This window comes from Lentzea sp. HUAS12, from assembly GCF_024125735.1.
Classification (GTDB): domain Bacteria; phylum Actinomycetota; class Actinomycetes; order Mycobacteriales; family Pseudonocardiaceae; genus Lentzea; species Lentzea albida.
This window is the reverse complement of the sequence record NZ_CP099738.1, coordinates 157,947-175,533: the sequence shown is the minus strand read 5'-3', so window position 1 is coordinate 175,533 and position 17,587 is coordinate 157,947. Positions and strand designations below refer to the sequence as shown.

Here is a 17,587-nt window from a genome sequence, read left to right as displayed (position 1 = left end):
CCATCAGTGAACGAATAGTCGGCGATCACCCGCCTGCCGATACAAGAAAGGTTGCATCCGGCAGCAGTTGTACGCTCCGTAGCCCCACCAGGCGCAAGCCACCCACCCGAATGACGCCTTTTTGGCCCCTTCACAGCTCTCAATTCCGCGAACTAACGTCCTTTCCGGCTTATCGGATTGGTCCATTAGCGCATTGAGATAGGTGGGTACCGGTTGTGACTGTGACGGATTCTGACCTCAATGAGGGCCGTCAGCAGCTGAGTTTGGGCACGGCCGCCGCACGAAATCTGGCCACTACCACCAAGTCCGTCCCGCAGATGCAGGGAATCTCCTCCCGCTGGCTGCTCAAGGTGCTGCCGTGGGTGCAGGCGGCCGGTGGTGCGTACCGAGTGAACCGCCGACTCACCTACACGCTGGGCGATGGCCGCGTCTCGTTCACCAACATCGGCGCGGAGATCCGCGTCGTGCCGCAGGAGCTCACCGAACTCGCGCTGCTCAAGGGCTTCGACGACGAGGAGGTCCTCGCCGCGCTGGCCGGCCGGTTCCGCCAGCAGGAGTTCGGCATCGGCGACGTCATCGTCGAGAAGGGCCGCCCGAAGGACACCGTCGTGCTGATCGCGCACGGCAAGGTCGACAAGGTCGGCACCGGTGAGTACGGCGGCGAGACCGTGCTCGGCAACCTCGCCGACGGCCAGTACTTCGGCGAGACCGTGCTGGCGGGGCCGCAGGGCGAGTGGGAGTTCACCGCCAAGGCCGTCACCCCGGTCACCGTGCTCTCGCTCTCGTGGGAGGACTTCCAGGCGCTCAACGGGGAAGCGGGCGGCCTGCGCGCACACATCCAGCACACCTTCAACAGCCGCAACAAGCCGCAGGACGAGCACGGTGAGGCCGAGATCGACCTGTCCTCCGGCCACGACGGCGAGCCCGTGCTGCCCGGCACGTTCGTGGACTACGAGCTCTCGCCGCGCGAGTACGAGCTGAGCGTCGCCCAGACCGTGCTGCAGGTCCACACCCGCGTCGCGGACCTCTACAACAACCCGATGGACCAGGTCGAGCAGCAGTTGCGGCTCACGATCGAGGCCCTGCGCGAGCGCCAGGAGCACGAGATCGTCAACAACCGGTCGTTCGGCCTGCTGCACAACGCGGACCTCAAGCAGCGCATCCACACCCGTTCCGGCCCGCCCAGCCCGGACGACTTCGACGAGCTGCTGTCGATCGTGTGGAAGGACCCCGGGTACTTCGTCGCGCACCCGCGCACGATCGCCGCGTTCGGCCGCGAGCTCAACAAGCGCGGCCTGTACCCGCAGCACATCGACTTCAACGGCCAGCAGGTGCCCGCGTGGCGCGGCATCCCGATCCTGCCGTGCAACAAGATCCCGGTCTCCGACACCCGCACGTCGTCGGTGATGCTGATCCGCACCGGCGAGCAGAACCAGGGCGTCATCGGCCTGCACCAGACCGGCATCCCGGACGAGTACCAGCCCGGTCTCTCGGTGCGGTTCATGGGCATCAACGACCAGGCGATCATCAACTACCTGGTCAGCGCCTACTACTCGGCCGCTATCATGGTGCCGGACGCCATCGGCGTGCTGGAGCACGTCGAGCTCGGCCGCGAGGGCTGACAGCGTTGGCGTCCTTCACCATGCCGGAGTTCTACGTGCCGCACCCGGCGCGGATGAACCCCCACCTCGAACGCGCCCGCGCCCACTCCACGCAGTGGGCGCGGGACATGGGGATGCTCGACACCGGGGTGTGGACCGACGAGGTCCTCGCGGGCGACGACTACGGGTTCATGTGCGCGTGGACCCACCCGGACGCGCCCGCGGAGGTCCTCGACCTCATCACGGACTGGTACGTCTGGGTCTTCTACTTCGACGACGAGTTCTTCGCGGAGTTCAAGCAGGGCAAGGACGTGGCCGGTGCCAGGGCCTACCTCGACCGGTTGCCGGCGTTCATGCCGCTGAACGGCACGGACCCGTGGCCGGAGCCGCGGAACCCGACCGAACGCGGTCTCGTCGACCTGTGGCAGCGGACGATCCCGCTGATGTCGCAGGACTGGCGGCGCCGGTTCACCACGAGCACCCACAACCTGCTGCTCGAGTGCATGTGGGAGATCAAGAACATCGAGAGCGGCACGGTCGCCAACCCGATCGAGTACATCGAGATGCGCCGCAAGGTCGGCGGCGCGCCGTGGTCGGCGAACCTGGTGGAGGTCTCCGAAGCCGCCGAGGTGCCCGCGTCCGTCGCGGGCACCCGCCCGCTGCGCGTGCTGTCGGACACGTTCTCCGACGCGATCCACCTGCGCAACGACATCTTCTCGTACGAGCGGGAAGTGCTGCGGGAGGGCGAGAACTCCAACGGGGTGCTCGTGTTCGAGAAGTTCTTCGGCCACGACACGCAGACCGCCGTCGAGGCCGTGAACACGCTGCTGACCTCGCGCCTGCACCAGTTCGAGAACACCGTGTTCACCGAGCTGCCGCAGCTGTTCGCCGAGAACTCGCTGGGCCCGGAGGACCAGGCGCGCGTGCTCAAGTACGTGAAGGGGTTGCAGGACTGGCAGTCCGGTGGCCACGAGTGGCACCTGCACGCCGGCCGCTACACCAAGGTCGAGGGCGGAGCCGGGAACTCGGCGTTCTTCCGCACGATCCTGCGGGGGCCGACCGGCCTCGGCACGTCCGCGGCCTGGCCGGGGGTGTCCCGTGGTTGAGGTCCCCTCGTTCGACATGCCCTTCGCGGCAAGGCTCTCCCCGCACGTCGACCGCGTCCGCCGGCACACGAAGAAGTGGGTGCGGGACATGGGCATGCTCGGTGGCGTGCCGTGGACCGAGGCGTTCTACGACGCCGCGGACTACGGCGGCTTCGGTCCGCTGACCCACCCGACGGCGTCGCTGGAGGACCTGAAGCACATCAACGACTGGCACACGTGGGGCTTCTACGTCACCGACGCGTTCCAGGCGTTCCTCCGCTCGCGCGACGTCGCCGGGGGCAAGGCCTTCGTGGCGGGGCTGAAGTCGGTGCTGAGCGGATCGGCGCCGATGAACCCCGCGGAGAAAGGCCTTGCCGACCTCGTCTCGCGGTCCACGCTGGACAGCTTCGACTCCGAGCACCTCGCCGAGTTCCTCGACGCGTTGCTGTGGGAGCTGCACAACACCGCGCAGGGCAGGGTGCCCGACCCGATCGACCTCGTGGAGATGCGCCGCCGGTCGATCGCCACCGAGCTCTCCGCGAAGCTCGCCCGCGGGTCCGTCGGCGCCGAGCTGCCCGAGGAGCTGTTGCGCAACAGCACGATGCGGGCGCTGGTGGACTCGTTCGGCGACGTTCCCGCGCTGCGCCAGGAGATCGTCGGCTTCGACCGCACCTACGCCACCGGTGGCAGCACCACCAGCGCGGTGCTCGCCGTGCAGCAGTTCTTCGGCTGCGAGACGCAGCAGGCCGTGTCGGTCGTCGCCGACCTGATCGCGGCACGGCTGCGGCAGATCGGCGCGATCATCGGCGAGCTGCCGTCGCTCGCCACCGAGTACGGGCTCGACGCGGAGGCGAAGGCCGGTCTGCACCGGTACGCCGAAGCGCTGAAGTCGTGGCTCGCCGGTGAACTGCTCTGGACGCGGAGATCCGGTCGCTTCACCCACTCCCCGGCCCCCACCCGGACGTCGTTCCACCGTCCCACCGGACTCGGCACCGCCGCACTCTCCGTTTCATCCCGCTAAAACAGATTGGCAGGACCTGCAGTGACTGTTACCGATCCGGGCCTCGGGATCGAGGACAAGCAGCTGAGCCTCTCCCGGGCCGCGGCCCGCAACCTCGCCACGACCACCAAGTCCGCGCCGCAGATGCAGGGCATCTCGCCCCGCTGGCTGCTGCGCATGCTGCCGTGGGTCGAGGCGAAGGGTGGCGCGTACCGGGTCAACCGCCGGCTCTCCTACGCCATCGGCGACGGCCGGGTCACCTTCACCGCCGTGGGCTCCGAGGTGCGGATCGTGCCGCAGGAGCTGGCGGAGTTCAAGCTGCTGCGCGGGTTCGAGGACGAAGCGGCGCTGACCGCCGTCGCGAACCGGTTCGAGCAGCGCGAGTACGAGCCGGGCGAGGTGATCGCGCACCGCGGTCAGTCCGTCGACGAGATCATCGTGATCGCGCACGGCAAGGTCACCAAGACCGGCCGCGGCGAGTACGGCGACGACGTGGCGCTGGGGACGATCGCGGACGGCGAGTACCTCGGTGACGAGCCCGTCCTGTCCGGTGCGGACAAGAACTGGAGCTTCACCGCCCGCGCGTTGACGCCGACGACGGCCGTGGTGCTCTCGCGCGCGGCCTTCGCCCAGCTCAACGGGCAGATCGAGCCGATGCGCGAGCACATCGAGCAGCAGCTCGCGAACCCGTCGAAGACGTCCAACAAGCACGGTGAGGCCGAGATCGACATCTCGTCCGGCCACGACGGGGAGCCGACGCTGCCCGGCACGTTCGTCGACTACGAACTGCGGCCGCGGGAGTACGAGCTCTCGGTGGCGCAGACGATCGTGCGCGTCCACACGCGGGTGGCGGACCTCTACAGCCAGCCGATGGACCAGGTCGAGCACCAGTTGCGGCTCACGATCGAGGCCCTGCGCGAGCGCCAGGAGCACGAGCTCGTCAACAACAAGGAGTTCGGCCTGCTCGCCAACGCCGACCTCAAGCAGCGCGTCAGCACGCACTCCGGACCGGTGACGCCGGACGACATGGACGAGCTGATCTCGCGCCGCCGCAACACCAGGCTGATCCTCGCCCACCCCAGGGCGATCGCCGCGTTCGGCCGCCAGCTCAACAAGCGCGGGCTGTACGTGCCGACCGTCGACGTCGAGGGCCAGCAGCTGCAGTCGTGGCGGGGCGTGCCCATCGCGCCGTGCGACAAGATCCCGGTCAACAAGAACGGCACCACGTCGATCATCGCGATGCGGCTCGGCGAGGAGAAGCAGGGCGTCATCGGCCTGCGCCAGACCGGCATCCCGGACGAGTACGAGCCCGGCCTGAACGTGCGGTTCATGGGCATCGACGAGCACGCCATGCTCAAGTACCTGGTGTCGACGTACTACTCGGCCGCGGTGCTGGTGCCGGACGCCCTGGGCGTGCTGGAGAACGTGGAGATCGGTCTCTAGGCGATGACAGCGGAGATGACCGAACCACTGGCCGCCGGACGGCCGTCCGGCGAGCTGCTCGCGTGGAGCCGGAGCCTCGTGCTCCCGGCTCTGCGCAAGGCCGTCGACCAGCTGCCGCCGGCGATGCGCACGATCGCGGAATACCACCACGGGTGGCGCGACGAGTACGGCAACCCGGTGCTCGAGAACGGCGGCAAGGCGATCCGTCCCGCGCTGGTGCTGCTGGCGGCCGAGGCCGTCGGCGGCACCGCCGGCTCCGCCGTGCCCGCCGCGGTCGCGGTGGAGCTGATCCACAACTTCTCGTTGCTGCACGACGACGTGATGGACCGCGACACGACCCGGCGCCACCGGGCCACGGCGTGGACCGTGTTCGGCGTCAACGCGGCGATCCTGGCCGGTGACGCGTTGCAGGCGCTGGCCCTGGACGTGCTCGCGGCGTCGGGCCACCCGCGGACGCTGGAGGCGATCCGGACGCTCAACGACGCCACCGTCGCGCTGCTCGAAGGCCAGGCGTACGACCTGGACTTCGAGACGCGCGACGACGTGCGGGTCTCCGAGGTCGAGCGGATGTCGCGCGGCAAGACGGGAGCGCTGCTGGGCGCCTCGACCTCGCTGGGCGCGCTGTACGGCGGCGGGTCCGACGAGCAGGTCGAGGCGATGCGCGGCTACGGGACCGAGCTGGGACTGGCGTTCCAGCACGTGGACGACCTGCTCGGCATCTGGGGCGACCCGGCGGTGACGGGCAAGGTCGCGCAGATGGACCTGGTGAACCGCAAGAAGTCGCTGCCGGTCGTGCGAGCCCTGAACGCGGGGGTCCCCGCCTCCGCGGAGCTCGCGTCGCTGTACTTCGGCGAGCACGAGATGAACGCGGAAACGCTTGCGCGGGCGGCGGACCTGGTCGACCAGGCCGGCGGTCGCGCGTGGAGCCAGACGCAGGCCGACGAGCTCCACACGCAGGCGTTGGTCCACCTCGGCGAGGCGTCCCCGACCGCACGCGCGGCCGTGGAGCTCGGCACGCTCGCCCAACTGGTCACCCACCGAGATCACTGATCCTGGAAGGCACTGATGACGGAACACCCGCCGCGTTCGGTCCTACTCGCCTCACCCCGGTCGTTCTGCGCCGGGGTGGAGCGCGCCATCGAGATCGTGGAACGACTGCTCGACCAGCGCGGCGGCCCCGTCTACGTGCGCAAGCAGATCGTGCACAACGTCCACGTCGTACGGTCGCTGGAGGCTCGTGGCGCCGTGTTCGTGGAGGAGCTGTCCGAGGTGCCTTTCGGTGCCACGGCGGTGTTCTCCGCGCACGGCGTCTCCCCCGCGGTGCGCGCCGAGGCCCGGCTGCGCGACCTCGACGTGCTGGACGCGACGTGCCCGCTGGTGACGAAGGTGCACTCCGAGGCGCGGCGGTTCGCCGAGCGCGGGGACACCATCGTGCTGATCGGCCACGCCGGGCACGAGGAGGTCGAGGGCACGCTCGGCGAGGCCCCCGACCAGATGGTGCTGGTGGAGACCGTGGAGGACGTCCTCGCGCTGGAGATCACCGGTCCGGTGTCGTACCTGACGCAGACGACGCTGGCCGTCGACGAGACGGCCGAGGTGATCGAGGCGCTGGAGCGGAAGTTCCCGCACGTGCGGGGGCCCGGTTCCGACGACATCTGCTACGCCACCACGAACCGGCAGATCGCGATCCGCGAGGTCGCCGAGCAGTCCGACCTCGTGCTGGTGGTGGGCTCGAAGAACTCGTCGAACTCGGTGCGGATGGTCGAGCTCGCGGCCCGCGGCGGCACGCCGGCGCACCTGATCGACGACGCCTCGGAGATCGACCCGGCGTGGCTCGCCGGCGTGACGTCGGTCGGCCTCTCCGCCGGCGCCTCGGCCCCTCCCGAACTGGTGGACGAGGTCGTGGAGGCGTTGAAGGCCATGGGTTCCGTGTCCGTGTCGACGCACACGACCGCGACGGAGACGATCTCGTTCACGTTGCCGCTGGCGGTGCGCCGTGCTGGCTGACATCACCTCGCCCGCGGACGTGCGGGCGCTCTCGTCCTCCGAGCTCGGTGCGCTGGCGTCGGAGGTCCGGTCGTTCCTGATCTCCAAGGTGCACCGGACCGGTGGTCACCTCGGGCCGAACCTGGGTGCCGTCGAGCTGACGATCGCGGTGCACCGGGTGTTCACCTCGCCGGTCGACGTGGTGCTGTTCGACACCGGGCACCAGTCGTACGTGCACAAGATGCTGACGGGCCGGTGTTCGGACTTCGACTCGTTGCGGCAGGCCGGTGGCATGTCCGGTTACCCGTCCGCGGCCGAGTCCGCGCACGACGTCGTCGAGAACTCGCACGCCTCGACGGCACTGTCCTATGCGGACGGTCTGGCCAAGGCGTTCGAGCTGGGCGGCACCGAGCGCAGGGTGGTCGCGATCGTCGGTGACGGCGCGCTGACCGGCGGGATGTGCTGGGAGGCGCTGAACAACATCGGCGGCTCGTCGCGCCCGGTCGTGGTGCTGCTCAACGACAACGGGCGCTCGTACGACCCGACCGCCGGTGGTTTCGCGGCGTCGTTGCTGGACGGCACCGCGCGGGGGTTGTTCGAGGCGCTGGGTCTCGCCTACATCGGCGAGGTCGACGGGCACGACGTGCACGCCGTCGAGAACGCCCTGTGGGAGGCCAAGTCGCTCGGCCGTCCCGTCGTCGTGCACTGCAAGACCGTGAAGGGCAAGGGGTATCCCGCTGCCGAGTCCGACGAGGCCGACCGCATGCACGCGGTCGGCGCCGCGGGTGCCGCCGGCGGCCGGACGTGGACCGACGCGTTCTCCGACGAGATCGTGGCGATCGGAGCCGAGCGCCCGGACGTCGTCTGCCTCACCGCGGCGATGCTGGAACCGGTGGGGCTGAGGCCTTTCTCCGAACGCTTCCCGTCGCGCGTGTTCGACGTGGGCATCGCCGAGCAGCACGCCGTGACGTCCGCCGCGGGCATGGCCATGGGCGGCCTGCACCCGGTGGTCGCCGTCTACGCGACGTTCCTGTCCCGCGCGTTCGACCAGTTGCTGATGGACGTGGCGCTGCACCGGCTCCCGGTGACGTTCGTGCTGGACCGTGCCGGGGTGACCGGCCCGGACGGCGCGTCGCACCACGGCATGTGGGATGCCTCCGTGCTGCCCGTCGTCCCCGGCCTCCGGCTGGCCGCCCCGCGCGATCCGGCGTCCCTGGCCGCACTGCTGCGCGAGGCCGTCGAGGTGGCGGACGGCCCCACGGTCGTGCGCTACCCGAAAGCCGCGGTGGGACCGGACGTGCCCGCGGTCCGCCGCGTGGGCCACTTCGACGTGCTGCGCGAGGACCCGGACGCCGAGGTGCTCCTCGTCGCCGTGGGCCCGCTGGCGGGTGCGTGTCTGGCCGCGGCGGACGAACTGGCGTCGCACGACGTCCGCGTCACCGTGGTGGACCCGCGCTGGACCGCACCGCTGGACCCGCACCTGGTCAAGTACAGCGGCCGGCACCGCCTCGTCCTGGCCGTCGAGGACACGACGTCGACTGGCGCCCTGGGAGCACGCCTCGGCCAAGCCCTGACCGGCACGTCCGTGTGCGTGGCGACCTTCGCCCTGCCACCGCGTTTCCTGCCCCACGACTCCCGCGCACGCATCCTCCGCGCCCACGGCCTCGACGCCGCGGGCATCACGACGAGCGTGCTGAAGCGCCTCGGCGTGAGGTGACCACCCACCCGATCCCGAACGACAGCACGATCGCCGCCATCCCCACCAACGGCGCCTTCACCTCGGCGGGAAGGTCCAACGGCCGCAACCCCGTGGCGAGCGCGAGCAGGATCGGCCCCTGCACCACGAACGCGACGTAAGCCGACCGCGCCAGCCCGTCCACGAACGGACCCTGGCGCGTCAGCCTGCGCTGAGCCAGCCCGATGAGCCACAAACTCCCGGCCACCACGAGGATCCCCTCGACGAGGGCCAGCACCGCCGCCTGCCACCGAAAGCCGCCGAGGAACGGCTCCGCACTCTTCGCCAGATCCAGCACACCCATCATCGCCGCCGCGACCGGCAGGAGCGCGATCGTGCCGATGACGACGTTGCGCGTCATGCGGTAGATCTCGTCCGGCACCCGCTCAGCGAGCTTGCGCCCCCCGATCGCCCCCAGCAGCACCATGCCGAGGCACTGCGGCCACCACCACAGGTGCAGGTCCCCGACCTGCCCGCTGCGAGCCGGGAACACCAGCCGCGTCAGGAACGTCGTCCCCGCCACCGCCACGGTCATCCCCACGACGGTCCCGCCGGTGATGGCGCGCTCCTTGATCGGCGGCGCCAGCGCGACCCCGACGCTGAAGATGAGCAACACCCCCACGAACCACAACGACCCGCTGTCGAGGAACGGATCCCGATCCGTGAACGCCTGCCACCACGACACATCGCGCCCGGCCCCGTTGTAGGCGATCCACACGAACGTCGGCCACACCACCAGCGCACTCACGACCCACGGCGTCCCCAGCCGGACGAGCCGCTCGGCGATGAACCGCCGCCGCCCTTTGCGCTCGATCGAGCCGGGCGTGAAGATCCCGGCCATGAAGTAGAACGTGCCCATGAAGAACAACCCGGACGGCCCGATCAACGCCGCCAGCACCGTCTCCGCGCCGGGGTGGAACGTGACCTCGTTGACCTCGTCGTACGGCCAGCCACCGATCGCGGCGTAGCCGAGCAGCGCGTGGCCGCCGATGACCCACGCGACGAGGATCACCTTCAGGTTGTCCACTGCGGACAATCTCATGCTTTTCATGGTCCGCTTCTCGCGGCTGTCACGCCAGAGGCCATGCGGGGCCGGCCTCGTCAGCCGGTGAACAGCTGGTCGAGCCGGTAGTCGACGATCTCCGCGGCTCTGGTCGCGTCGTAGGCGTCGACGAGCATCCCGCTGAGCAGCCCGCCGGTCATGATCGCCAGCGCGTCCGCCTCCAGGTGGAGGTCGAGGCCCGGTGCGATCCGGCCGCGTTCTCGCGCGTGTCCGAGCTGGTCCGCGATCAGGCGCACGAGGTGCGGCAGCATGGCCTGCTGGTCCGGTGCCTGGCTGCCGCGCGCGACGTCCACGGCGAAGTAGGCGATCTGCACCGCGCACAGCATGCGGCTGCGTTCGTCCGTCGGCAGGACCCCGAGCACGCACGCGCGGATGACGGCACGTTCGTCGCCCGTCCGCGCCGCTTCCGCGATGCCCCTCCCGGCACGCTCGGCGCCCAGCTCGGTGATCCGCTGCCAGGCGTGGCGCAGCATGTCCTCCTTGGTCGGGAAGTAGTACTGGATCTGGAACATCGACACGCCCGCCTCCGCCGCGACCGCGCGCAACGTCACCGCCTGCAGGCCTCGCGCCGACGCGATCCGGAAGAGCGCCTCCGCGAGGTCGCGCCGCTTCTCGTCGTGGTCAACGCGTTTGGGCATGTGATCACTCTGGCACAGCGACAGGTGTCGACGAGCACTGCGCGCGGCTGTTACATTGCATCTGCATTGCAAAAACATCTGGGGGATGTGATGGTCGGGAAGTTCGTGGACCAGAAGGCGGCGGATCGTTATTTCGCCACGTACGAGGCGATCCGGCGGAAGTGGCCGGTGCCGTCGGAAGAGCTGGACGTGGAGACCCGGTTCGGCGCGACCCGCGTCCGGCGCAGCGGCACCGGCACGCCGATCGTGCTGCTTCCCGGCGCCATGGGCACGTCGTTGTCCTGGTACCCCTTCGTCGCCGACCTGGCGGCGCGGCACACCGTGTACGCCGTCGACGTGATCGGCGAACCGGGGCGCTCGGTCCAGACCCGGCCCATGGAGAGCACCGACGACGAGGCGGACTGGCTCGCAGACGTCCTCGCGGGGCTCGGCCACGAGAAGGTCCACCTGGTCGGGATCTCGCGCGGCGCCGGCCTGGCGCTGAACCTCGCCACTCGGCGTCCTGCGGGGGTCGCCGGCGTCCTCGCCTTCGAACCGGGCGGGTTCGGGATCAACTTCCGGAAGTTCGTCCTCTGGAGCATCGGCGAGCTGTCCCGCTGGTGGCTGCCCGCCGCGATCCTGCGCCGGGTCAGCGGCGGCGATCCCGCCGTGCGTCACACGATGCGCCCGCTTGTGTTCCGCGGCATGAAGTACAAGGTCCAGATGGCTCCGCTGCACGTGTTCACCGACGACGAGCTGCGGTCGATCGACGTGCCCACCTACTTCATCCTGGGCGAGCGCAGCTTGATCAAGGCACCGGAGCTCGCCGCGCGCGTCGAGTCCCTCGTCCCGAACGTGCGCACCGAGATCGTGCCCGGGGCGACCCATGCGCTGAACCTGGAGGAACTCGAGCTGACCAACGCGCGGATCCTCGCCTTCGCCGGGGAGGACCACGCCGGCCTGCCGGACTGACCGGGTTCCGAAGACCAGGCGTCCTGGGAGTCGCCTGGTCGTCACCCGGCTACGGCCGGTCCCCCGTGTACACGCCCATCGCGCGGAACCGCATCCCCGGCTCGCGGTACTCCTCCATCGCGTGCGCGATCCACCCCACGATCCGCGCGATGGCGAAGATGGCCTCGCCCGCGTCCGCCGGCATCTTGAACATCAGCGCGAACTGCGCCAGGGCCAGGTCGACGTTCGGGAACGACTGCGGCTGGGTGCCCATCATCTTGTCCGCCACCAGCTCGCCGTGGCTGCGCAGCAGGGCGAGGAGGTGGTCGGCGCGGGGGTCCCGGGACTGGTAGACGCGGTGGCCGAAGCCCGGGATCGGCTGGCCCGAGCGCAGGTGTTCGGCGAGGGTGCCCATCGGGTCGGACTGCGCCTGGAGCAGGAAGCGGTACGCGATGGTGGTGGCCGCGCCGTGCTTCTGGCCCTCCATGGCGCCCATGCCCGCGGACACGACCGCGTACGGGTTGGCGTGGGCCGAGGCGGCGACCCTCGCGGCCATGGTCGAGATGGCCAGGTCGTGGTCCGCGAGCAGGATGAGGGCGGCGTTGAGCAGGTCTGGCTGCGGGGGCTCCGGGGACAGGCGGGCCCACAGGCGTTCGGCTATGTCGGTGCCCTGGGGCCTGCCGACCATGGGCAGGGACTCGACCACGTCCGCGATGAGGGACTTGGCCGTGGTGACGGCCCTGTCGAGGTCGTAGCGGAGGGGGTCGCCGACGCTGGCGAGGGCGATGGCCACGCGGACCCGGTCGGTGAGGGTGGCGCTCTCGGGGAGGGCCATCCAGATCTCCTGGCCCTCGGGGAACTGCATGCCCTCCGAGTCGATCCCGGTCCACAGCCAGTGCGCCACGTCCTCGAAGCGCTTGGTGCCGGCGAGCGCGGGGACCGATCTGCCGCGATAGTGGAGCTGGTCGTTCTCCAGCAGGGAGATGCGCGTGCGGATGCGATCCGTCACAGCTGCCACCGCTCCGCGCGCGCCGGTGCGCTGCGCGAGGGCTTCCACCTCGGCGACGCCGAACATGCTGGAGCGGTTCACCTTCGTGCTGGTCAGGAGCCCGCGGCTGACGTACGCGTAGACCGTCGCCGGCTTCACGCCGAGGCGACGGGCAGCTTGATTCGTCGTCAACATTGATTCCATCAACGTTGACTGTACAAGACATGTTGACGGAGCCTGTTGTGCATGTTGATTGATGCACCCAAAGGGCTTAAAGACGTTGTCGTCACCACGACGTCGATCGGGGACGTGAACGGTGCCGCGGGCTACTTCCACTACCGCGGGCACGATGCGATCGAACTGGCCGCCACGCGGTCGTTCGAGGACGTGTGGTTCCTCTTCGTCGAGGGCCGGTTGCCGGACGGGGGCGAGGCCGCCGAGTTCGCGCGGCGGACCGCCGGGCTGCGGGAACTGCCCGAGTCGATCCGGGAGGTGCTGCCGGCCATCGCGCGTTCCGGGTGCACGGCGCTGGCCGGGCTCAGGACCGCGCTGTCGATGGTGCCGAGCCGGCCGATGTGGGACGCGCCCATGAGCGACCGCAAGGCGGACGCGCTCGAGGTCAGCGCGATGACGCCGACGATCCTCGCCGCACTGCACCGGATCAAGCATGGACTTGATCCAGTCAACCCCAGGGTTGATTTGTCCACGTCGGCGAACTGGTTGTACATGTTGACTGGACTGGAGCCGTCACCGTGGACGAGCCGTGCAGTCGAGCAGTACTTGATCGCGACGATCGACCACGGCTTCAACGCGTCAACCTTCACGGCACGCGTGGTCGCGAGCGCCGGGGCGGACGTCGTGTCGGCGGTGACGGCGGCGATCGGGACGTTCTCCGGGCCGCTGCACGGCGGCGCGCCGGACCGGGCGCTGGAGGCGCTGGACCTCATCGGGTCGCCGGACAACATCGATGCCTGGGTGCGGGAGCGCATCGAGCAGGGCGACCGGATCATGGGCTTCGGCCACGCCGTCTACAAGACGGAGGATCCGCGGGCACGGCTGCTCAAGGCGATCGCGATGGAGAGGCCGACCGGGCTCACGGACTTCGCGGTCACGGTCGAGCGGCGGGTCACCGAGCTGCTGGCCGAGCTGAAGCCCGGCCGGCAGCTCTACGCGAACGTCGAGTTCTACGCCGGCGTGCTGATGGAGCAGTGCGGTGTCCCGCGCGAGATGTTCACGCCGACGTTCGCGTGCAGCCGGGTGATCGGGTGGTGCGCCAACGCGCTCGAGCAGTCCGAGGACACGAAGATCATCCGCCCGGTCGCCCGCTACACGGGACCGGAACCGGTCATCAGGTGAGGTACCGCAGGTCGTCGCGCACGCGAACGCGGTCGCGGTCGTTGACGTCGGACGAGCCCGCCAAACCGGCGTTGCGGTCGCGGTGCCGGTCGAGCCAGGCGGAGAGAGCTGCCACTGCGAGGACGATCGCTGCAAGAGTCATGTCAGTAAGTTTGCGGCCACCAATATCCCGCCAACAGTGGCAGATCTGACGGTGCGCGCTAAAATCCTGCCATGCTGCGATCGGTGGCGGTTCCCCTCATCGACGGCGTCGCGCCGTTCGAGTTCGGCCTGCTCTGCGAGGTGTTCGGCATCGACCGGACCGAGGAGGGCGTGCCGCTGATCGACTTCCGGGTGTGCGGGGAGATCCCGAACGAGCCGGTGCCGATGGGCGTCCGCGGCGTGAGCATCACGCCGGAGCACGGGTTCGACGCGCTGCAGAGCGTCGACCTCGTCGCACTGCCCGCCGCGCGGGTTCGCGACGAGTACCCGGAGAAGCTCGTCAAGGCGCTCAGGGAGACCGACGCGACGCTGCTCAGCGTGTGCAGCGGGGCGTTCATCCTGGGCGCGGCCGGACTGCTCGACGACCGGCACTGCACGACGCACTGGCGCGAGGCGCGGACGTTCCAGGAGCGCTTCCCGAAGGCCCGGCTCGACGCGGACGTGCTGTTCGTGGACGACGGCAACATCATCACCAGCGCCGGCACGGCGGCGGGCATCGACGCCTGCCTGCACCTCGTGCGCAGGGAACTCGGCACCAAGGTCGCCAACACCATCGCGCGCCGGATGGTCGTGGCGCCGCAGCGCGACGGCGGCCAGCGGCAGTTCGTGGAGCTCCCCATCCCGGAGTGCAGCTCCGACAGCCTGGAGCCGGTGCTGGAACGGGTGCTCGACACGATCGCGGACAACCACACGGTGGCGACGATGGCGAAGCTCGCCGTCATGTCCGAACGGACCTTCGCACGCAAGTTCGCCGCGGAGACCGGCACCACCCCGAACAAGTGGCTGTCACTCCAACGGGTGCTTCACGCGCGCAGGCTGCTCGAAGAGACCGACCTGGACGTCGACGCGGTCGCGACCAGGTCAGGCTTCGGAACAGCCGCTCTCCTGCGGCACCACTTCCATCGCGTCGTCGGCGTCGCACCGAGCGACTACCGCCGCACATTCTCCTGTCGTTAAGCGCGTGAAGATCTTCTCGGAGATGGCCTGCAACGCCGTCACCTCCGAGGCCGTGAGCTGGTCGAACACCAGCTTGTGCACCATCTCGGCGTGCGCCGGCGCGGCGGCCTCGATCGCGGAGCGACCCTGGTCCGTGAGCACGACGAACGACCCACGTCCGTCGCTGCCACAACTCTCTCGCCGCACCAGACCGCGCTTCTCCATCCGTGCGACGTGATGTGAGATGCGGCTCTTCTCCCAGTGCAACGACCGTGCAAGCTCCAACACGCGCACGCGCTCCTCACGCGTGTCGGTGAGCTGCACCAGCACGGCGAAGTCGGCCATCGAGATGTCCGAGTCGACCGACATCTGCCTGCTCAGATGCGCATTGAGCTCCCCCTGCATGCGGACGTAGGCACGCCACGCCTGCTGCTGCTCAGGTTCCAACCATCGTGTCACCGGTTCAGCATACGGGAATAGTTGACACATCATCCACGTTCGGGCAGGGTGAGTGAGACTTCAACCAAATCGAGCAACCGAAGGACTTGACACCATGACCACCGCCACCAACCTCACCGAACTGACCGGCGACTACGTCATCGACGGCTCGCACTCCCGCATCGGCTTCGTCGCTCGCCACGCGATGGTCACCAAGGTTCGTGGTGCGTTCAACGAGTTCGACGGCAAGATCAAGATCGACGGTGACAAGCCGGAGAACACCACCGCCGAGGTCACGATCAAGGCCGCGAGCATCGACACCCGCAACGCCCAGCGCGACGGTCACCTGACGACGAACGAGTTCCTCGACGTCGAGACCTTCCCGGAGATCAAGTTCGTCTCGACCGCCGCCAAGCAGATCGACGACGACAACTTCGAGATCTCCGGTGACCTCACCATCAAAGACGTCACCAAGAACATCACCATCCCGTTCGCCTTCGAGGGCGTGGCCGTCGACCCGTTCGGCAACACCCGCGTGGGCTTCGAGGGCTCGCACACCATCAACCGCAAGGACTACGGCGTCAGCTGGAACGCGGCGCTCGAGGCCGGCGGCGTGCTGGTGAGCGAGAAGGTCGTCCTCGAGTTCGAGATCTCGGCGATCAAGCAGGCCTGACCACGGCCACCGGGCACGGGGCGTGGTAGACCAGGGCCTGCGAGGTCGACCCGAGCAGCATCCCGGCGAAACCGCCACGCCCCCGTGACCCGACGACGAGCAGTCCGGCCCGTTGCCCCTGTTCCAGCAGCAACGGGATCGGCCGCTCCCCCACCACCTGCTCCACCGTGACGTCCGGGTACTTCTCCAGCCACCCGGACATTCGCGTTTCCAGGGACTTCTCGTCCCCTTGCGCCATGGCCGCCACCAACGGCACCCCGGACGCCGCCGCCTCCTCGAACCCGAAGCCGATGGCCGGGTCCGATTCGGGCGAGAGGTCGACCCCCACCACCACGGGCCCGTCGTGCCGGTGGCCGTGTACCACCACCACGGGACACTCACCGTGAATGGACAGCGCGACGGCCGTTGAGCCGATCAACGCTCCGGTGAACCCGCCCAGCCCGTGCGACCCCACCACCACTTCCCGCGCGTGCAGACTCCGCGAGCAACACGGGCGTGGGGTGCTCCATGCGCAGGTCGTGCTCCACAGGCACATCAGGCGCTTCCGCCCGTGCGACGGCCACGGCCTGAGAAAGCCACATTCGCCCTTGGTCGTACATGGCCGAACGCAGGTCACGCGCTGATGAGATGACCTCGGGATAACCGCGCGTAGGCAACGTGTACGCATGTACCAAACGCAACGGCGCGCCGTGTAGCGCGCAGGCTCGCGCAGCCCACGCCACCGCGGCGAGCGCGGACGAGGAACCGTCGACACCGACGACAACGGGAAGACCGCTCATGATCTCAAAATAAGGCCCGATCGGCGCAGCGGGCAGCGTGCGTTGGTCCCCTCATGCCAGGGACTTTGGGCTACCGTGACCCCCATGGCGACGCGTGTTTTCCTCGTCGACGACCACGAGATCGTCCGCCGGGGCATAGCGGACCTGCTCGGCGAGGAGTCCGACCTCGAGGTCGTCGGGGACGCCGCGTCGGTCGCGGAGGCCCTGGCGAAGGCGCCGGGCGCGCAGGCCGACGTGGCGGTGCTCGACATCAGGCTGCCCGACGGCAACGGCATCGAGCTGTGCCGCGAGCTGCGCAGCAGCCTCCCCGGCCTGCAGTGCCTGATGCTCACGAGCTTCGCGGACGACGAGGCCCTGTTCGACGCGATCATGGCGGGCGCCTCCGGTTTCGTGCTGAAGCAGATCCTCGGCGCGGACCTGGTCAACGCCGTGCGCACCGTCGCGGCGGGACAGTCCCTTCTGGACGCCCGCACGACCTCCGCTCTGCTCAACCGGATCCGCCGCGAACGCGAGGAGGGCGACCCGCTGCGCATGCTCAGCGAGCAGGAGCGCACGGTGCTCGACCTCATCGGAGAGGGCCTCACGAACCGCCAGATCGCCGAGCGGATGTTCCTCGCCGAGAAGACGGTCAAGAACTACGTCTCGCACCTGCTGGCGAAGCTCGGCATGCAACGCCGCACGCAGGCGGCCGTGTTCGCCTCGCAGTTCCGCAAGGACGGCGACAAGTCCCGCTGA

General features: G+C 69.3%; 18 protein-coding genes and 2 pseudogenes. 12 read left to right on the top strand and 8 right to left on the bottom strand.

Annotation, left to right across the window (positions count from 1 at the left end):
- Positions 1–215: 215 nt before the first annotated feature.
- Genes ND450_RS00850 through ND450_RS00820 form a run of 7 tightly spaced genes read left to right on the top strand, consistent with a single transcriptional unit; the run spans position 216 to position 8,832 of the window.
- Positions 216–1,622, top strand: a complete 1,407-nt coding sequence (locus ND450_RS00850) for a family 2B encapsulin nanocompartment shell protein (protein ID WP_253324244.1) — start codon at positions 216–218, stop codon at positions 1,620–1,622.
- Between the two features lie 20 nt (positions 1,623–1,642).
- Positions 1,643–2,707 carry a hypothetical protein gene (locus tag ND450_RS00845; RefSeq protein ID WP_253324243.1) on the top strand — a complete coding sequence of 355 codons (1,065 nt, stop codon included), beginning with the start codon at positions 1,643–1,645 and terminating at the stop codon, positions 2,705–2,707.
- Positions 2,700–3,707 carry a hypothetical protein gene (locus ND450_RS00840; protein WP_253324242.1) on the top strand — a complete coding sequence of 336 codons (1,008 nt, stop codon included), beginning with the start codon at positions 2,700–2,702 and terminating at the stop codon, positions 3,705–3,707. The genes ND450_RS00845 and ND450_RS00840 overlap by 8 nt, the downstream gene beginning before the upstream one ends.
- 21 nt (positions 3,708–3,728) lie before the next feature.
- A complete protein-coding gene (locus ND450_RS00835; protein ID WP_253324241.1) occupies positions 3,729–5,129 on the top strand; it encodes a family 2B encapsulin nanocompartment shell protein in 1,401 nt (466 codons plus the stop codon).
- A gap of 15 nt (positions 5,130–5,144) precedes the next feature.
- The gene (locus ND450_RS00830; RefSeq protein WP_253324240.1) at positions 5,145–6,179 is read left to right on the top strand and encodes a family 2 encapsulin nanocompartment cargo protein polyprenyl transferase; all 1,035 of its coding nucleotides are present in this window, start codon (positions 5,145–5,147) and stop codon (positions 6,177–6,179) included.
- 15 nt (positions 6,180–6,194) lie between these two features.
- The gene (gene ispH / locus ND450_RS00825; protein ID WP_089916483.1) at positions 6,195–7,136 is read left to right on the top strand and encodes a 4-hydroxy-3-methylbut-2-enyl diphosphate reductase; all 942 of its coding nucleotides are present in this window, start codon (positions 6,195–6,197) and stop codon (positions 7,134–7,136) included.
- On the top strand, positions 7,126–8,832 hold the full coding sequence (locus ND450_RS00820) for a 1-deoxy-D-xylulose-5-phosphate synthase (protein ID WP_253324239.1): 1,707 nt from the start codon (positions 7,126–7,128) through the stop codon (positions 8,830–8,832). The genes ispH and ND450_RS00820 overlap by 11 nt, the downstream gene beginning before the upstream one ends.
- On the opposite strand, the gene ND450_RS00815 is transcribed toward ND450_RS00820, so the two are convergent.
- Together ND450_RS00815 and ND450_RS00810 are read right to left on the bottom strand one after the other, a co-directional pair.
- Positions 8,795–9,892 carry an acyltransferase gene (locus tag ND450_RS00815; RefSeq protein ID WP_253324238.1) on the bottom strand — a complete coding sequence of 366 codons (1,098 nt, stop codon included), beginning with the start codon at positions 9,890–9,892 and terminating at the stop codon, positions 8,795–8,797. The two genes, ND450_RS00820 and ND450_RS00815, sit on opposite strands and share 38 nt — an antisense overlap.
- 59 nt (positions 9,893–9,951) lie before the next feature.
- Entirely contained in the window at positions 9,952–10,551 is a 600-nt protein-coding gene (locus tag ND450_RS00810; protein ID WP_253324237.1) for a TetR/AcrR family transcriptional regulator, read from the bottom strand.
- Between the two features lie 90 nt (positions 10,552–10,641).
- Here ND450_RS00810 and ND450_RS00805 point away from each other — a divergent pair, with 90 nt between their 5' ends.
- Positions 10,642–11,502: an alpha/beta fold hydrolase gene (locus ND450_RS00805; protein WP_253324236.1), complete on the top strand. Its 861-nt coding sequence runs from the start codon at positions 10,642–10,644 to the stop codon at positions 11,500–11,502.
- A 49-nt stretch (positions 11,503–11,551) separates the two neighbouring features.
- Here ND450_RS00805 and ND450_RS00800 read toward each other — a convergent pair whose 3' ends face one another.
- Positions 11,552–12,673 carry a citrate synthase gene (locus tag ND450_RS00800; protein WP_253324235.1) on the bottom strand — a complete coding sequence of 374 codons (1,122 nt, stop codon included), beginning with the start codon at positions 12,671–12,673 and terminating at the stop codon, positions 11,552–11,554.
- A gap of 42 nt (positions 12,674–12,715) precedes the next feature.
- Between ND450_RS00800 and ND450_RS00795 the strand changes: the two genes are divergently transcribed.
- The gene (locus ND450_RS00795; RefSeq protein ID WP_253324234.1) at positions 12,716–13,825 is read left to right on the top strand and encodes a citrate/2-methylcitrate synthase; all 1,110 of its coding nucleotides are present in this window, start codon (positions 12,716–12,718) and stop codon (positions 13,823–13,825) included.
- Here ND450_RS00795 and ND450_RS00790 read toward each other — a convergent pair.
- Complete coding sequence (locus ND450_RS00790) at positions 13,818–13,967, bottom strand: hypothetical protein (protein ID WP_253324233.1); 150 nt, start codon at positions 13,965–13,967, stop codon at positions 13,818–13,820. The two genes, ND450_RS00795 and ND450_RS00790, sit on opposite strands and share 8 nt — an antisense overlap.
- A gap of 71 nt (positions 13,968–14,038) precedes the next feature.
- On the opposite strand from ND450_RS00790, the gene ND450_RS00785 reads away from it, so the two are divergent.
- On the top strand, positions 14,039–14,983 hold the full coding sequence (locus tag ND450_RS00785; RefSeq protein ID WP_253324232.1) for a helix-turn-helix domain-containing protein: 945 nt from the start codon (positions 14,039–14,041) through the stop codon (positions 14,981–14,983).
- Here the strand turns inward: ND450_RS00785 and ND450_RS00780 are convergent.
- Positions 14,888–15,421, bottom strand: a complete 534-nt coding sequence (locus tag ND450_RS00780) for a MarR family winged helix-turn-helix transcriptional regulator (protein ID WP_253324231.1) — start codon at positions 15,419–15,421, stop codon at positions 14,888–14,890. The two genes, ND450_RS00785 and ND450_RS00780, sit on opposite strands and share 96 nt — an antisense overlap.
- A 94-nt stretch (positions 15,422–15,515) precedes the next feature.
- Here ND450_RS00780 and ND450_RS00775 point away from each other — a divergent pair, with 94 nt between their 5' ends.
- On the top strand, positions 15,516–16,073 hold the full coding sequence (locus tag ND450_RS00775) for a YceI family protein (RefSeq protein ID WP_089916505.1): 558 nt from the start codon (positions 15,516–15,518) through the stop codon (positions 16,071–16,073).
- On the opposite strand, the gene ND450_RS45930 is transcribed toward ND450_RS00775, so the two are convergent.
- From ND450_RS45930 to ND450_RS45920, 3 genes and pseudogenes are all read right to left on the bottom strand, one after another.
- A complete protein-coding gene (locus tag ND450_RS45930) occupies positions 16,060–16,443 on the bottom strand; it encodes a universal stress protein (protein WP_371927747.1) in 384 nt (127 codons plus the stop codon). The two genes, ND450_RS00775 and ND450_RS45930, sit on opposite strands and share 14 nt — an antisense overlap.
- Before the next feature lie 42 nt (positions 16,444–16,485).
- Positions 16,486–16,608, bottom strand: a pseudogene (locus ND450_RS45925) (hypothetical protein); the annotation flags it as partial.
- Position 16,609: 1 nt separating this feature from the next.
- Positions 16,610–16,852 (bottom strand): annotated as a pseudogene (locus ND450_RS45920) (universal stress protein); the annotation flags it as partial.
- A gap of 84 nt (positions 16,853–16,936) precedes the next feature.
- On the opposite strand from ND450_RS45920, the gene ND450_RS00765 reads away from it, so the two are divergent.
- Positions 16,937–17,587 carry a response regulator transcription factor gene (locus ND450_RS00765; RefSeq protein WP_253324230.1) on the top strand — a complete coding sequence of 217 codons (651 nt, stop codon included), beginning with the start codon at positions 16,937–16,939 and terminating at the stop codon, positions 17,585–17,587.

Excerpts from the sequence above, each read along its gene's own strand:
- ND450_RS00845 (WP_253324243.1), top strand. The coding sequence starts at position 1,643 with ATGCCGGAGTTCTACGTGCCGCACCCGGCGCGGATGAACCCCCACCTC.
- ND450_RS00810 (WP_253324237.1), bottom strand. The coding sequence starts at position 10,551 with ATGCCCAAACGCGTTGACCACGACGAGAAGCGGCGCGACCTCGCGGAG.
- ND450_RS00765 (WP_253324230.1), top strand. The coding sequence starts at position 16,937 with ATGGCGACGCGTGTTTTCCTCGTCGACGACCACGAGATCGTCCGCCGG.
- ND450_RS00800 (WP_253324235.1), bottom strand. The coding sequence starts at position 12,673 with ATGGAATCAATGTTGACGACGAATCAAGCTGCCCGTCGCCTCGGCGTG.
- ND450_RS00815 (WP_253324238.1), bottom strand. The coding sequence starts at position 9,892 with ATGAGATTGTCCGCAGTGGACAACCTGAAGGTGATCCTCGTCGCGTGG.
- ND450_RS00830 (WP_253324240.1), top strand. The coding sequence starts at position 5,145 with ATGACCGAACCACTGGCCGCCGGACGGCCGTCCGGCGAGCTGCTCGCG.
- ND450_RS00805 (WP_253324236.1), top strand. The coding sequence starts at position 10,642 with ATGGTCGGGAAGTTCGTGGACCAGAAGGCGGCGGATCGTTATTTCGCC.
- ispH (WP_089916483.1), top strand. The coding sequence starts at position 6,195 with ATGACGGAACACCCGCCGCGTTCGGTCCTACTCGCCTCACCCCGGTCG.
- ND450_RS00785 (WP_253324232.1), top strand. The coding sequence starts at position 14,039 with ATGCTGCGATCGGTGGCGGTTCCCCTCATCGACGGCGTCGCGCCGTTC.
- ND450_RS00775 (WP_089916505.1), top strand. The coding sequence starts at position 15,516 with ATGACCACCGCCACCAACCTCACCGAACTGACCGGCGACTACGTCATC.
- ND450_RS00790 (WP_253324233.1), bottom strand. The coding sequence starts at position 13,967 with ATGACTCTTGCAGCGATCGTCCTCGCAGTGGCAGCTCTCTCCGCCTGG.
- ND450_RS00795 (WP_253324234.1), top strand. The coding sequence starts at position 12,716 with ATGTTGATTGATGCACCCAAAGGGCTTAAAGACGTTGTCGTCACCACG.